This window comes from Micromonospora sp. NPDC048907 (assembly GCF_055586885.1).
On record NZ_JBVJHI010000001.1, the window covers coordinates 767,519 to 781,546 of the forward strand.

The 14,028-nt window shown below is 74.4% G+C and carries 12 protein-coding genes; 8 read left to right on the top strand and 4 right to left on the bottom strand.

Annotation, left to right across the window (positions count from 1 at the left end; genetic code table 11):
* The first annotated feature begins 85 nt into the window (after window positions 1-85).
* A complete protein-coding gene (gene upp / locus ACZ6PY_RS03900; RefSeq protein ID WP_466068938.1) occupies window positions 86-718 on the top strand; it encodes a uracil phosphoribosyltransferase in 633 nt (210 codons plus the stop codon).
* Between the two features lie 98 nt (window positions 719-816).
* The gene (locus ACZ6PY_RS03905) at window positions 817-1,494 is read left to right on the top strand and encodes a GOLPH3/VPS74 family protein (protein WP_466068940.1); all 678 of its coding nucleotides are present in this window, start codon (window positions 817-819) and stop codon (window positions 1,492-1,494) included.
* A gap of 128 nt (window positions 1,495-1,622) precedes the next feature.
* Here ACZ6PY_RS03905 and ACZ6PY_RS03910 read toward each other — a convergent pair whose 3' ends face one another.
* The gene (locus ACZ6PY_RS03910; protein ID WP_466068942.1) at window positions 1,623-3,287 is read right to left on the bottom strand and encodes a phospho-sugar mutase; all 1,665 of its coding nucleotides are present in this window, start codon (window positions 3,285-3,287) and stop codon (window positions 1,623-1,625) included.
* A gap of 49 nt (window positions 3,288-3,336) precedes the next feature.
* Window positions 3,337-5,373 (bottom strand): serine/threonine-protein kinase, encoded by a 2,037-nt coding sequence (locus ACZ6PY_RS03915; protein ID WP_466068944.1) that lies wholly within the window; start codon window positions 5,371-5,373, stop codon window positions 3,337-3,339.
* A gap of 204 nt (window positions 5,374-5,577) precedes the next feature.
* On the opposite strand from ACZ6PY_RS03915, the gene ACZ6PY_RS03920 reads away from it, so the two are divergent.
* Together ACZ6PY_RS03920 and ACZ6PY_RS03925 are read left to right on the top strand one after the other, a co-directional pair.
* Window positions 5,578-7,161: an acyl-CoA mutase large subunit family protein gene (locus tag ACZ6PY_RS03920; RefSeq protein WP_466068945.1), complete on the top strand. Its 1,584-nt coding sequence runs from the start codon at window positions 5,578-5,580 to the stop codon at window positions 7,159-7,161.
* Between the two features lie 638 nt (window positions 7,162-7,799).
* The gene (locus tag ACZ6PY_RS03925; protein ID WP_262287361.1) at window positions 7,800-9,059 is read left to right on the top strand and encodes an amidohydrolase; all 1,260 of its coding nucleotides are present in this window, start codon (window positions 7,800-7,802) and stop codon (window positions 9,057-9,059) included.
* Here the strand turns inward: ACZ6PY_RS03925 and ACZ6PY_RS03930 are convergent.
* Entirely contained in the window at window positions 9,016-9,975 is a 960-nt protein-coding gene (locus ACZ6PY_RS03930) for a DUF4349 domain-containing protein (protein ID WP_466068948.1), read from the bottom strand. The genes ACZ6PY_RS03925 and ACZ6PY_RS03930 overlap by 44 nt on opposite strands.
* A 122-nt stretch (window positions 9,976-10,097) precedes the next feature.
* Here ACZ6PY_RS03930 and ACZ6PY_RS03935 point away from each other — a divergent pair, with 122 nt between their 5' ends.
* The 4 genes from ACZ6PY_RS03935 to ACZ6PY_RS03950 are packed head-to-tail and all read left to right on the top strand — an operon-like array spanning window position 10,098 to window position 13,578.
* Window positions 10,098-10,727 (top strand): MBL fold metallo-hydrolase, encoded by a 630-nt coding sequence (locus ACZ6PY_RS03935; RefSeq protein ID WP_466068949.1) that lies wholly within the window; start codon window positions 10,098-10,100, stop codon window positions 10,725-10,727.
* A 6-nt stretch (window positions 10,728-10,733) separates the two neighbouring features.
* Window positions 10,734-11,675: a hypothetical protein gene (locus tag ACZ6PY_RS03940; RefSeq protein ID WP_466068951.1), complete on the top strand. Its 942-nt coding sequence runs from the start codon at window positions 10,734-10,736 to the stop codon at window positions 11,673-11,675.
* 43 nt (window positions 11,676-11,718) lie between these two features.
* Entirely contained in the window at window positions 11,719-12,459 is a 741-nt protein-coding gene (locus tag ACZ6PY_RS03945; RefSeq protein WP_466068952.1) for an SCO6745 family protein, read from the top strand.
* Between the two features lie 42 nt (window positions 12,460-12,501).
* Window positions 12,502-13,578, top strand: a complete 1,077-nt coding sequence (locus ACZ6PY_RS03950; protein WP_466068955.1) for a GNAT family N-acetyltransferase — start codon at window positions 12,502-12,504, stop codon at window positions 13,576-13,578.
* Here the strand turns inward: ACZ6PY_RS03950 and ACZ6PY_RS03955 are convergent.
* Complete coding sequence (locus ACZ6PY_RS03955) at window positions 13,535-13,990, bottom strand: gamma-glutamylcyclotransferase (RefSeq protein ID WP_091260426.1); 456 nt, start codon at window positions 13,988-13,990, stop codon at window positions 13,535-13,537. The two genes, ACZ6PY_RS03950 and ACZ6PY_RS03955, sit on opposite strands and share 44 nt — an antisense overlap.
* Window positions 13,991-14,028 lie beyond the last annotated feature (38 nt).

Consider the following 14,028-nt stretch of genomic DNA (forward strand, 5'->3'; position numbering starts at 1 on the left):
GGCCGGCGGTGCCGCACGTGAGCGGCGTCGCTGGTCCACCCGCACCCGCGATACGCCCGCCCGGGGACCGGTAGGTTGAGCGATCGTGGACGTACACGTCATTGACCACCCGCTCGCCCAGGCCCGGCTGACCGCCATGCGGGACTCCCGGACCGACTCCGCGTCGTTCCGGGCCGCGCTGCACGAACTCACCACCATGCTGGTGTACGAGGCCGCGCGCTCGTTCCCCGTCGAGAGGTACCCGGTGCAGACCCCGGTCACGGGCACCGAGGGCACCCGGCTGGCGAACCCGCCGCTGCTCGTGCCGGTGCTGCGGGCCGGGCTCGGCATGGCCGACGCCGCGCTCGGCCTGCTGCCCGAGTCGTCGATGGGCTTCGTGGGCCTGGCCCGCGACGAGCAGACGTACGAGCCGCGCGCGTACATGGAGTCGCTGCCCCGGGACCTCGCCGGCCTGCCGGTGCTGGTGCTCGACCCGATGCTGGCCACCGGCGGCTCGCTGGAGCACTGCTGCCGGCTGCTCGCCGACCGCGGCTGCACCGACATCACCGTGCTCTGCGTGCTGGCCGCGCCGGTCGGCATCGAGCGGCTGGAGCGGTCCGGGCTGCCGTTGCGCCTGGTCACCGCGTCGATCGACGAGGGCCTCAACGACCGGATGTTCATCGTCCCGGGCCTCGGCGACGCCGGGGACCGCCAGTTCGGCGGCATGCCCCGCTTCTGACCCGCGGACCGGCCCGCCGGCAGCGCCGGCGGGCCGCCCCGACACCGCACCCGGCGAGTCCGTGCGCGGGGTGCGCCCAGCCGCTACCGTCTCGGGCCATGACTGGTGTTGCGCTCGCCGAAGAGCTGCTGCTCCTCGCCTATGACGACGAAACCGGCAAGGCCACGATGCCGCGGATCAGCCTGGACCTCGGCATGGCCGCCGCGGTGCTGGTCGAGCTGGCCCTGGCCGGCCGGATCGCGTACGCCGACGGGAACCTGGCGGTGCTCGACCCGGCGCCGACCGGGGAGCCCATCGCCGACGAGGTCCTGGCCCGGATCGCCGCCGACACCCCGCACACCCCGTCCTCGTGGGTGCAGCGGCTGCGGCACGGCCTGCGCGACCGGATCCTCGGCGACCTCTGCGGCCGGGGCGTGGTCCGGGACGTCGACGAGACCGAGCTGGGCTTCATCCACGTGCACCGCTACCCGGTCGCGGACGCCTCGGTGGAGGCCGACATCCGGCAGCGGCTGGCCGACGCGCTCGTCGCCGGGCAGCTCCCCGACGAGCGGACCGCCGCGCTCGCCACCCTGGTCGCGGTGCTGCGGATGGAGCCGGCGCTGGGCCTGACCGGCACGGCCGCCGAGGAGGCCGGCAAGCGCCTGGAGGAGATCGCCACGGGGGCCGGCTTCTCCGGCACGGTGAGCCTCGACGACAGCGTCGTCCGCCCCTCGGTGAGCCTGGTCATCGCCGCCCTGGCCGAGGCCGTGGACGCCGCCCTGGGCAAACGCCCCTGACGAGCCGCACCCCCTGCCCCTGCGCTGGCCCGGCTCCCCGCCCGCGCCGCCCGCGCCGGCGATCATGAAGTTAGCGGTGCCGGAAATCGCTCTCTCTGCCGCTAACTTCATGATCACCGCGGTGGGGGTCAGAGGCCCAGGGCTGCGGCGATCTCGTTGCGGAGGGCTGTCACCGCCGTCTGGGCGCGGTGGCGGGCCGACGCGACGTCGCCGTTTGTCACCGGCTCCACCACCTCCAGGTACGCCTTCAGCTTCGGCTCGGTGCCGGAGGGGCGGATCACCACCCGGGCGGCGTCGGTGCGCAGGATCACCACGTCCGCGTCGGGGAGCAGGTCGGTCGCCTCGGTGACGGGGTGCCCGAGCAGGGCGGTCGGCGTGGCCGCCCGGATCCGGGCCATCGCGTCGGCGATCAGCCGCAGGTCCTCCACCCGGGCCGAGAGCTGGTCGGTGTGGTGCACGCCGAACTCGGCGGCCAGCTCGTCCAGCCGGTCGGTGAGCGTCCGGCCCTCGGCCTTGAGGCCGGCGGCCAGCTCGGCGACGGTCAGCGCGGCCGTGATGCCGTCCTTGTCCCGGACGTGCTCCGGCGCCACGCAGTAGCCGAGCGCCTCCTCGTAACCGAAGACCAGCGGCTCCCGGCCGCCCCCGGCCCGGACGATCCACTTGAACCCGGTCAGCGTCTCGTCGTAGGGCAGGCCCCGCGCCGCGGCCATCGCCCGGAGCAGGGTCGAGGAGACGATCGTGGTGGCGTACAGGCCGGTCACGCCGCGCCGCATCAGGTGGTCGGCGAGCAGCGCGCCCACCTCGTCGCCGCGCAGCATCCGCCACGACCCGTCCGCCGGCACGGCCACCGCGCACCGGTCCGCGTCCGGGTCGTTGGCGATGGCGATGTCCGCGCCGGTGCTGCCGGCCAGCGCGACCAACTTGTCCACCGCGCCCGGCTCCTCCGGGTTCGGGAAGTTGACCGTCGGGAAGGCCGGATCCGGCTCGGCCTGCTCGGGCACCACGCCGGGCGTCGCGAAACCGGCGCGCGCGAAGGCGGCGGTCAGCACGGCGGCGCCCACCCCGTGCAGCGGCGTGTACGCCACCTTGAGGTCCCGTGGGCCGGCCGGATCGACCACGGCGGCGGCCCGCTCCACGTACGCGGCGACCAGGTCGTCGCCGAGCACCTGGCCGGCCGGGCCGAGCGGCACCCCGGCCAGCGGGCCGACCGCCCGGATGGCCGCCTCGATGCCGGCGTCGGCCGGCGGCACGATCTGCGCGCCGGCGCCCAGCTCCCCGCCGAGCTGCGCGCCCAGGTAGACCTTGTAGCCGTTGTCCTGGGGCGGGTTGTGGCTGGCCGTGACCATCACGCCGGCCACCGCGCCGAGGTGCCGCACCGCGAAGGCCAGCACCGGGGTGGGCAGCGGTCGGGGCAGCAGCAGCGCGGGGCGACCCGCGCCGGTGGCCACCTGGGCGGTGCGCTCGGCGAAGGCCCGCGAGCCGCGCCGGGCGTCGTACCCGATCACGAGGGGGCCCTCGCCGCCCTGGGCGGCGAGCCAGCCGACCAGCCCGGCGGCGGCCTGGGTGACCACCGCGAGGTTCATCCCGTTCGGGCCGGCCCGCAGCGGGCCGCGCAGCCCGGCGGTGCCGAAGGTCAGCGGGCCGGCGAACCGGTCGGCCAGCTCGGGCGCGCTGCCCGGCAGCCCGTCGAGGACGGCGCGCAGCTCGTCCCGGTCGGCCGGGTCGGGGTCGTCGTCGAGCCAGCGCTCGGCCCGGGCGCGAAGGTCGTCAAGGTCAGTGGTGTCCGCCGCCATTGCCTCATGAAAGCATGGCGGCGGATCACCACCGGTCGTCGGCCTCGACTCAGTTGGCGCCGGTGAGCTGGAACGACCGCGCCATCGCCTCGAAGATCGGCTTGCTCGCGGCGAAGTCGGCCTCGTTGGCGGTCAGGTAGAACGAGTAGACCTTGCCGTCCTGCACCACGCCGCGCCACATGCCGTGTCGCTTCGCGTCGCCGTCGCCGCAGGTGTACTCGAAACCGGCGGCCGGCTTGCCGGCGAGCGTCGACTCGCTCATCTCCAGCTGCTCGTAGGGCTTGGCGCACGACTTGCTCTTGTCGCGCAGGTTGCGGGAGGCGAACTCGGCCCAGCTGACCGAGGTGCCGCTCCAGTCCTCGGCGAGGATCCGCACCTTGCGGCCCGCGGTCCCCGGGTCGACGAAGTCGACGAAGACGCCGCCGGTCTTGCGGTCCCAGCCCTTCGGCACCTGCACGTTGACGCCCTTGACCGACTGCGCCTGCATCTCCACCGGCGGAGCCTCGGCCGTCGCGCTGGGCAGCGCCCCCACGATCGGTGGGGGCGCGTCGTCGCCGCCGCTGGTCAGCGCGATCACGCCGACCAGCAGCAGGACGGCCACGCCGCCGGCGGCGGCGAGCTGGACCTTGCGCGGCCAGCTCCGGACCCGGCCGAGGAGCTGGCCGCCGGCACCCTTGGCCCGGCCGAGCGCGCCTCCGTCGGCCGGCGCGCCGCCCGGGGACGTCGTCCACGGCTGGCCGGTGCCCGGCACCGACCACTGGTTGCCGCCGTACACCGGCTGGGTGGCGTCGGCACCCCGGCCGTAGACCGGCTGGGTGGCGTCCGGGTGGCCGGGCACCCGCTGGGTGGCGTCCGGGCCGGCGGTGTGGCCGAGCCGCTGGGTGGCGTCGGGTGAGATGCGCTGCGTGGCCTCCGGGGCCGCGCCGGACGCGGACATCGCCCCGGTCGGGGTGTGCAGCGGGCCGGCCAGCGCGTCGGCGCTGGTCTCGTCGAGCGCGGCGGAACCGGCCGGCGGGGAGTCCGGGCGCTCGCCCCGGCGCAGGGCGGCGAGCCGGTCGGTCAGCGACTCACCGGGCCCGATCATCGCCCGGCCGCCGATCTGGCCGCCCGGCTTCGGCTCGGGCGTGATGATCGCCGGCGGGGTCGACGGACGCTGCACCGGCACCACGGCGTACGGGTCGGTGACCGAGTTGACCGCCGTGGCGGTGCTGGTCAGTGGGCCGGCGAGCAGCTCGCGCAGCATGCCCCGCGCGGTGTGCACGTCGAGCCGCCGGGCCGGGTCCTTCTCCAGCAGGCCCATCAGCACGCGGGTTAGCGGGCCGCTGCGCTGCGGCGTGGCCGGCGGGTCCTCGACCACCGCGTGCATGGTCTCGATCGGGTCGCCCTTGTCGAACGGGGGACGCCCCTCCACGGCGGTGTAGAGCGTCACACCGAGCGAGAAGAGATCGCTGGGCGGGCCGAACTCCTGGCCCATGGCCCGCTCGGGCGAGATGAAGTGCGGTGAGCCGAGCACCATGCCGGGCGTGGTGAGCTGCACGTCGGTGGGCATCCGGGCCACGCCGAAGTCGGTCAGCACGCACCGGCCGTCGGTGCAGATCAGGACGTTGGCCGGCTTGACGTCGCGGTGCAGCACGCCGATCGCGTGCGCGACCTCCAGCGCGCCGAGCAGAGCGATGCCGATCTTGGCGACCGCGCGGGGCGCGACCGGCCCGTCCTCGATCACCATGTCGGCGAGGCTGCGGGCGTCCAGCAGCTCCATCACGATCCACGGGCGGCCACCCTCGGTGACCACGTCGTAGACCTGGACCACGGCGGGGTGCTGGATCGCGGCGGCCGCGCGGGCCTCGCGGAGGGTCCGCTCGTACAGGGCGTCGCGGTCGCTGGGGGCCAGCCCCGGCGGGAGGACGACCTCCTTCACCGCCACATCGCGGCGCAGCAGGGTGTCTGTCGCGCGCCAGACCGTGCCCATGCCGCCGTTGCCGACCGGCGAGCGCAGCGAGTAGCGGCCACCGATGGTGGTGCCGGGTGCTGCGCGTCCAGTGGGGGGACTGGCGGGTCCGCCGCTCCACGTCGGGATCTGAGTCACAGAAAAGCCACCGGGGGATATCGAGGGGGCTGGGACACAACCCCACTATCTTGCTGGTTCCGACGCCCGATGCGAAACCCGACGCGGCGGACGTTTACCTACTCGACGGTATGTGGCCAGCTACTCACCTCCGGTCGCCGGGCGTCGCCGCGGTGTGCGGTATCCCTCACCCAACGAACGACGACCGCGTCCTACCATCCGGTAATGAGCGAAGCGCGGTCAAGCGAGTCCGGTTTCCCGATCAAGGGCGTCTACACGGCGGCCGACCTTCCGGAGGACCTGGACTCCCGGCTGGGCGGCCCGGGCGAGTTCCCGTACACCCGTGGCGTCTACCCGACGATGTACACGTCGCGACCGTGGACCATGCGGCAGTACGCCGGCTTCGGCACGGCCACGGAGAGCAACGCCCGCTACCACCAGCTGCTGCGCGCCGGCACCATGGGCCTCTCCGTCGCCTTCGACCTGCCCACCCAGATGGGGTACGACTCCGACGACCCGATCGCGCACGGCGAGGTGGGCAAGGTCGGCGTCGCCATCGACTCCATCGAGGACATGCGGACGCTCTTCGACGGCATCCCGCTGGACAAGGTGTCCACCTCGATGACCATCAACGCGCCCGGCTCGGTGCTGCTCCTGCTCTACCAGCTCGTGGCGGAGGAGTCCGGGGTGCCGGGCTCGGCGCTCAACGGCACCATCCAGAACGACATCCTCAAGGAGTACATCGCCCGGGGCACGTACATCTTCCCGCCGAAGCCGTCGCTGCGGCTGGTCGCCGACACCTTCGCCTACTGCCGGGCCGAGGTGCCGAAGTGGAACACCATCTCCATCTCCGGCTACCACATGGCCGAGGCCGGCGCGTCCCCCGCGCAGGAGATCGCGTTCACCCTGGCCAACGGCGTGGAGTACGTCCGGGCGGCGCTCGCCGCCGGGCTGGCCGTGGACGACTTCGCGCCCCGGCTGTCGTTCTTCTTCGTGGCGCGCACCACCCTGCTGGAGGAGGTCGCCAAGTTCCGGGCGGCCCGGCGCATCTGGGCCCGGCTCATGCGCGACGAGTTCGGGGCGAAGAACCCGAAGTCCATGATGCTGCGGTTCCACACCCAGACCGCCGGCGTGCAGCTCACCGCCCAGCAGCCGGAGGTGAACCTGGTCCGGGTGGCGGTCCAGGGCCTCGGCGCGGTGCTCGGCGGCACCCAGTCGCTGCACACCAACAGCTTCGACGAGGCGATCGCGCTGCCCACCGAGAAGGCGGCCCGGCTGGCGCTGCGCACCCAGCAGGTGCTGGCGTACGAGACGGACCTGACCGCCACGGTCGACCCCTTCGCCGGGTCGTACGTGGTGGAGGCCATGACGGCCGAGTTGGAGACGGCCGCCGACGAGCTGATGCAGCGGGTCTTCGACCACGGTTCGGCGGTGGACGCCATCGAGGCGGGCTTCCAAAAGCGGGAGATCGAGCAGTCCGCGTACCGGATCGCCCAGGAGATCGACTCGGGCGAGCGGGTGGTGGTCGGGCTCAACCGGTTCCAGATCGACGAGGAGGAGCCGTACGAGCCGCTGCGGGTGGACCCGACGATCGAGGTCGGCCAGGCGGAGCGGCTGGCCAAGCTGCGCGCCCAGCGGGACTCCGGTGCGGTCGAGCGCGCGCTGGCCGAGCTGCGGGCCGCGGCCGAGGGCGACGCCAACGTGCTCTACCCGATGAAGGAGGCGCTGCGCGCCCGGGCCACCGTCGGTGAGGTGTGCGGGACGCTGCGCGACGTGTGGGGGATCCACCGGCCGAGCGACCGGTTCTGACGACGGCGGCGGCGGCCCGGCCGGCACCCACGCGGTGTCCGGCGCGGGCCGCCGTCGTGTTCCCGACCGCCCTGACCTGGGCGGACGCTGGTGCGGCGGCGTAGAGTCGGTGGTCTCCCCGCATGCGGCGGGGCGGTGACGGCTCGGTGCGGATCCTCCCCGGGCGGCGCCGCCCGGGCGCCGCTCCCGGAGCCGTCGGGCAGCGTGGCCGGAGCCGGCCCGCGTGTGCGGATCGGGATTGCGGGTAACCGGGTCGGGTGAACGGGACGGACAGCCTGTGCGGTCGCACCCGGGGGCGACATGTCACCGTGAGGAGTCGTCCGACAGCCGACCGTTGTCGCGCAATTGTCCGAGCGGCAGTTAATTGTCGCGACTAATGCGACAATTCGGAACGACGGCACGTCTTTTGGTGACCGTTGAATCGGTTACGCGTTGTAGGAGGTGTGGGGCAGATGACGGCGTTCGACCGCGATCTACCTGCTGTCCCGCAGATATTCGAGCCCTCCCACCAGGGCATTCGTGACGCTGCGCGGTCCGACCGCTACGCGAAAGATGTTGCGCAGCGTCACCGCCGGAGGTCTAGGCTGTCTGCTGTTCTCCCCGATGATCCTTCCATCTCTAGTGATCGAGAATTCGACGTGACGAGTGCGTTGACGCTGCCCTCGGGCAGCCCGCTGGCGTCGTCCTGGCCGGAGGCGCCGACCGGGTCCCAGCCCCTGCCCCTGGAGCTCGACCATCTGCTCGCGCTGCGCGTACCGGGCCTCATCGCCACCCGACGTCACATCCACTCCCACCCGGAGCTGTCGGGCGAGGAGTTCGAGACGGCCGCCCTCGTGCACCGGGAGCTCTCCCTCGCCGGGCTGAAGCCGCGCCTGCTGCCGAAGGGCAACGGCGTCATCTGCGACATCGACGGGCGCCCCGACGGCCCGGTGATCGCGCTCCGCGCCGACATCGACGCGCTGCCGCTGAGCGACCCGAAGGACGTGCCGTACCGGTCCACCGTGGACGGCGTCTGCCACGCCTGCGGCCACGACGTGCACACCACCGTGATGCTCGGCGTGGGCATGCTGCTCGCCCAGCTCGCCGACCTCGGCCAGCTCGACGGCCGGGTGCGGCTCATCTTCCAGCCGGCCGAGGAGATCCTGCCCTGCGGCTCGCTGGAGGTCATCGAGGCCGGCGGCCTGGACGACGTGGTGCAGATCTTCGCCGTGCACTGCGACCCGAACCTGCCGGTCGGCAAGGTCGGCCTGCGGGTCGGCCCGATCACCGCCGCCGCCGACAACGTCACCGTCCGGCTCACCGGCCCGGGCGGGCACACCGCCCGCCCGCACCTGACCGTCGACCTGGTCGACGCGCTCGGCCGGCTGGTCACCGAGGTGCCGACCCTGGTCAGCCGCCGGGTGCCGGCCAACAGCGGGCTGCTGCTGGTGTTCGGCCACGCCTCGGCCGGCACCCGCTACAACGTCATCCCCTCCGAGGCCTGCGCCGCCGGCACCCTGCGGGTCATGGACCGGGACACCTGGGACCAGGCCCCGAAGATCGTGGCTCAGGTGGTGCGGGACGTCCTCGCCCCCACCGGCGCCACGGTCGACCTGGAGTACCTGCGCGGCCGGCCGCCGGTCACCAACGACGCCCGGGCCATCGGCGTGTTCACCGCCGCGACCGCGGCCGCGCTCGGGCCGGAGGGCATCGCGGAGACCCCGCAGAGCATGGGCGGCGAGGACTTCTCCTGGTACCTGGAGCACGTGCCCGGCGCGCTCGCCCGCCTCGGCGTCGGCCGGAACGGGCCCAACGTGGACCTGCACCGGGCGTCGTTCGACGTCGACGAGCGCGCCATCCCGGTCGGCGTACGCCTCATGGTCCAGACCGCGCTGCGGGCACTGGCGGCGGCCCGCTAGGCAGCGGACCGTCCGGCAGCGCCGGGCCCCGCGGGGGCGTACGGCGAGCGCGCCGGCGGGCCAGGGCCACCACGAGCGCCACCGGCACGCCGATCGCCACCGCGAACGGCAACACCGCGCCCAGCACGGTGAGCGCCACCCGCAGCGAGCCCAGGAACGCCGACCAGCCGCCGCGCAGCCCGGTCAGGAAGCCGAGCTCCTCCTCGTCCTCGACGGCCGCGGCCTCCGGGCCGAGGAAGGTCACCGTGATGGTGGAGAGGGCGGTCAGGTCGGCGAGCCGCCGCTTCTTCGCCTCCAGCGAGGCGAGGTCCGCCTCCCGGCGACCCACCTCGTTCTCCAGCGTGACGAGGTCGTTGATCGAGGTGGCCCGGGCCAGCAGCCGCCGGGCGCTGTCCACCCGGGCGCGCTGGGTGGCGATCCGGGCGTCCAGGTCGACGGTCTCCTCGGTGACGTCCTCGGTCCGCACCTCGCGCCGTTCCGGCTCGCCGAGCTTGACCAGCGCCTCCAGCACGGCCGTGAACCGGTCCGCCGGCACCCGCAGGGTCAGCTCGGCCCGGGCGTCCGCCGCGTCGCTGTTGCGCTGGTCGCCGCCCACGAAGCCACCGGCGGCCGTCGCCGCCGTGCTCGCCTCGTGGGCCGCCCGCTCCACGTCGTCCACCCGCACCTGGAGCGTTCCGGTGTAGATGATCGCCCGCTGGTCGACCCGCAGGTCCGCGCCGCCCGCACCGGGCTGCGCCTTCTCCGGCGCGGCCTGGTCCCGCGCCGCCGCGTCCCCGCCCGTGGCCGCCTGCGGCTGCGCGGCCGAGCCCGTGTTGTCGGTCCCACCGTCCGCGCTGCACGCTCCGGCGGCCAGCACCACCAGCAGCCCGGCCGCCGCGAGCCCTCGGCCCCGACGGCGGCTGTCCCGTATCCTCATGTCCGCGCTCCGATCCTTCGACGGCCCCGCTGCGGGACCGATACGTCGGACGCGACGCGACACCGCGCCGGTTCCGGCAGACTGCGCTGAGGACGTCACGATTCGATAATCGAGGAGTCACGATGCAGCTCACCAAGTACGCGCACTCCTGCGTGCGACTGGAGCACGACGGGGGAGTGCTGGTCGTGGACCCGGGAATCTTCAGCGATCCGGCGGCGCTGGACGGGGCGGACGCGGTGCTGATCACCCACGAGCACCCGGACCACGTGAACGTCGAGGCGCTGACGCGGGCGCTGGACCGGCGGCCCGCCCGGATCTACGGTCCGGCCTCCCTCACCGGGGTCCTGGGTGACGCCGCCGAGGCGCTGACCGTGGTCACGCCTGGCGAGTCGTTCACCGCGGCCGGGGTGGCGGTCCGCGCCTACGGCGGGCAGCACGCGGTCATCCACCCGGACATCCCCGTCATCCCGAACCTGGGTTACCTCATCAACGATGTCGTCTACCACCCGGGCGACGCTCTCGTGGTTCCCGACGACGTCCAGGTCGACACCCTCTTCGCCCCGATCCACGCGCCCTGGTCGAAGTTCTCCGAGGTGCTCGACTTCATCCGGGCCGTCGCCCCGCGCCGGGCGTTCGCGCTGCACGACGCGCTGCTCAACGACAACGGCTTCGGCGTGCTCGACCGGCAGTACACCGCGATGTCGAAGACCGAGTACCGACGCCTGGAACCGGGCACCCGGATCGACGCCTGAGCGAGCATGGCCGGTCCACCCCCCGACCTGGTCCAGCGGCTCTACGCGACGCCGCCGGACCGGTTCGTCGCGGCCCGGGACGCCGCCGTCGCCGAGGCACGCCAAGCCGGTGACCCGAAGGGCGCCCGGGAGATCGGCAAACTGCGGCGGCCCACCGTCGCCGCCTGGCTGGTCAACCTGCTGGCCATCCGCCGACCGGAACTGGTCGCCGACCTGGCGCAGCTCGCCGAGTCGCTCCGCTCGGCGCAGCGGGACCTGCGCGGCGGCAAGCTCCGCGAACTCTCCGCGCAGCGCCGGGCCGTCGTGGGCGCGCTCGTCGCCGAGGTACGCAAGCTGGCCGCGGCCGAGCCGGGCGCCCCGCCGGCCGGGAAGCTGCCGCTCGGCGAGGTCGAGGCGACGCTGAACGCGGCGCTCTCCGACACCGAGGTGGCCGAGCAGGTACGTGCCGGCCGGCTGCTGCGGCCCAGCCACTACGCCGGGTTCGGCGAGGTGCCCCGGCCGCAACTGCGGCTGGTCACCGGGGGCGGCGAGGAGGAACCCGCCGTACCCGACCGGGCGGCCGAGCGGACCGACACCCGGCGGACGCGCGACCAGCGGGCCGCCGAGCGGGCGGCCCGGGCCGAGCGGGCGAAGCGCCGCCGGGCCGTGGAACGCGAGCTGGCCAAGGCTCGCGACGACCAGGACCGGGCCGAGGCGGAACTGACCGGGGCCGCCGACGCCGAACGGGACGGCGTGGCGACGCTGGACCGGATCGAGACCGAACTGGCCGAGCTGGAACGCCGCCGGGTGGTGGCCGAGCAGGAGCTGAGCCGGGCCAAGCTGGCCCGCCGCGGCGCGGAACGCTCCCTCACCGCCGCCCGCCGGCGCACCGGCGAGGTGGAGGCCGCGTTGGAGGCGCTGGACGCCGAAGAGGGGGATGCCGCGGAGGGTGGCCACGAGGCAGACTGATCGTGATGGATGACCACGGTGGACGGCCGGTGGGGTGCCGCCGATGACCCCGGAGCAGGTCGCCGCCGCCAGCAAGCCGCTGGTGCTGGAGCTCGGGGAGGCGTTCTCCCGCTGCCCGTCGACGCTGCGCCGGGCCCGGCTGCTGGGCATCTCCGGCTGGGCCTTCTACATCACCGGGCGGGCCGGCGCGCTCGGCGACGTGCGCGCCGAGACGGTCGCCGCCGCGCTCGGCTTCATCGCCCCGGACGCGGTCGCCGACGGCTGGGACGCCGCCGTGCGGACCGTCCCACCGATCGAGGTGGCGGGCGCGAACCTGGCCGAGTGCTGCCGCTGGGGCGCCACCCACCTGGGCGACGCCCCGGAGACCTCCCGCCTCGCCGCGCTGCTGTGCCGGGTGGTCGACGCGGCGGACGGCAGCGGCATGCCGCTGTTCGCCGCCTGGCGGGCCATGCCGGTCGACGACCCCACGCCCGGCGCCCGGGCGGCGGTCGCGCTGCTGCTGCTCCGCGAGCACTTCGCCGGGGCGTACCTGCTGGCGGTGCGGGCCGCCGGGATGACACCGCTGGAGGCGGTGCTGGCCGGGCCCGAGGGGGACGCGGGTGCCGCGGCGTGCGGCTGGTCGCCGCCGTACCCGCCAGTGGGGCCGCTGGTGCGGCGGCGGCTCTGGGCCGAGGCGGTGACCGACCGGCTGGTCTCCCCGGCGTTCCGGGCGCTCGGCCCCGGCGAGGGCGCGGAACTGCTCAACCTGCTCACCGCCGCGCGACTGCACGTCCGAGGCGGATAAATGGGAAGCGCGACCGCCGGGGCGGCTGCCAGGATCGGCCGCGTGACGCTCCCCGCCGGCTGGACCGCCCGCCGCCCCACCCTCGACGACGTGCCCGCGATCCTGGCGGTGGTGCACGCCGCCGACACCTTCGCCGTCGGCTATCCCGACTTCGACGCCGAGGACGTCCGGGACGCCCTGACCGCGCCCTTCGTCGACCCGGCCCGCGACTCCTGGCTGGTCACCGACCCGGACGGCACCGCGGTGGCCTGGGCGATCCTGAGCAATCCCACCGGCGTGGGCCGGGAGTGGGTGGACGTCTCGGTGGTCCCGGACCGCGCCGCCGACCTGCGCGCCCCGCTGCTGGCCCGGCTGCTCGACCGGGTCGCCGAGCGGGCCGCCGAGCGCGGCCTGCCGGCCCTCACCGCCCGGACCGGCGTCTTCGCGTCGGAGACCCGCTGGGCCGAGGAGCTGGTCGAGGCCGGCTTCACCCGGATCAAGCGGTACATCCGGATGACCCGCTCGCTGGCCGACCTCCCCGCCGAGCCGGCGCCCCCGGCCGGGGTGACCGTCCGGCCGCTGCGCGCCGACGACGAGGCCGACCTGCGGCTGTTCCACCGGATCTTCGACACCGCGTTCCGGGACACGCCCGACTACGAGCCGGTCGGCTTCGACCAGTGGCGCGAGCAGCTCCCGTCGTACGGCAAGGTGTGGGACGAGTGGTTCCTGGCCGAGGTCGACGGGGAGCCGGCCGGCGCCCTCCAGTCCTCCGACCAGGCACTCGACCAGGGCATGGGCTGGGTGCGGACGCTGTCCGTGCTGCCCGCGTACCGGCGGCGCGGGGTGGGGGCGGCGCTGCTGCGCCGGGCCTTCGCCGTCTACGCGGCCAAGGGCCGGCCGGGGGCCGGTCTCGGCGTCGACCTGGCCAACCCGACCGCCCGGTCACCCTCTACCGCTCGGTCGGGCTGGCCGAGGGGCGCTGGACCGACATGTACGAGCGGAGCGTCCCCGCCGCGGGTGTGTGATACGCGACCCGTCGCGGGGCCGCCGCCCGAGCGGGATCCGCCCGGAGCACACTGGAGAGGTGGGAGACGCGCTACGCGGACGCGGTGCCGGTGGGGCGGGACCGCAGCTCGGTGACGTAGTCGTCCGGCGCGCCCGCCTTCTCCGCCGCGTTTGCGATCTCCGACAGGTACCACGACGTCGGCAGGCCGCCCTCGTAGCCGTCGAAGACGTAGACCCAGGCGGTCACGTCCCCGTCGAGCGTCGAGACGCGCACGGTCAGCTTCCGGTACGTCCCGGAGGTCACACCCTCGATCTCGTCGAGCTGGGCCGCGTCGTACGGGTGGATGTCGTAGAGCGCCACGAAGACCCGGTCGCCCGGCGACTCGACCACGGTGCTGACCGAGCCCTCCCAGCCGATGACGTCCTCGCCGGCGAAGGTGAGCCGCCACCCCTCCAGCCAACCGGTGCCCACCATCGGCGAATGCGGACAGTAGGCACGCATGCGGGCGGGGTCCAGGTTTGAGCCGTAAGCGGCGTAAAGACGCACGGCGATGACGATAGCCCGGCCGACGGGTGGGGGAGAAT

Coding starts and splice junctions, on each gene's coding strand:
- ACZ6PY_RS03905 (WP_466068940.1), top strand. CDS start 817: ATGACTGGTGTTGCGCTCGCCGAAGAGCTGCTGCTCCTCGCCTATGAC.
- ACZ6PY_RS03910 (WP_466068942.1), bottom strand. CDS start 3,287: ATGGCGGCGGACACCACTGACCTTGACGACCTTCGCGCCCGGGCCGAG.
- ACZ6PY_RS03920 (WP_466068945.1), top strand. CDS start 5,578: ATGAGCGAAGCGCGGTCAAGCGAGTCCGGTTTCCCGATCAAGGGCGTC.
- ACZ6PY_RS03930 (WP_466068948.1), bottom strand. CDS start 9,975: ATGAGGATACGGGACAGCCGCCGTCGGGGCCGAGGGCTCGCGGCGGCC.
- ACZ6PY_RS03935 (WP_466068949.1), top strand. CDS start 10,098: ATGCAGCTCACCAAGTACGCGCACTCCTGCGTGCGACTGGAGCACGAC.
- ACZ6PY_RS03940 (WP_466068951.1), top strand. CDS start 10,734: ATGGCCGGTCCACCCCCCGACCTGGTCCAGCGGCTCTACGCGACGCCG.
- ACZ6PY_RS03945 (WP_466068952.1), top strand. CDS start 11,719: ATGACCCCGGAGCAGGTCGCCGCCGCCAGCAAGCCGCTGGTGCTGGAG.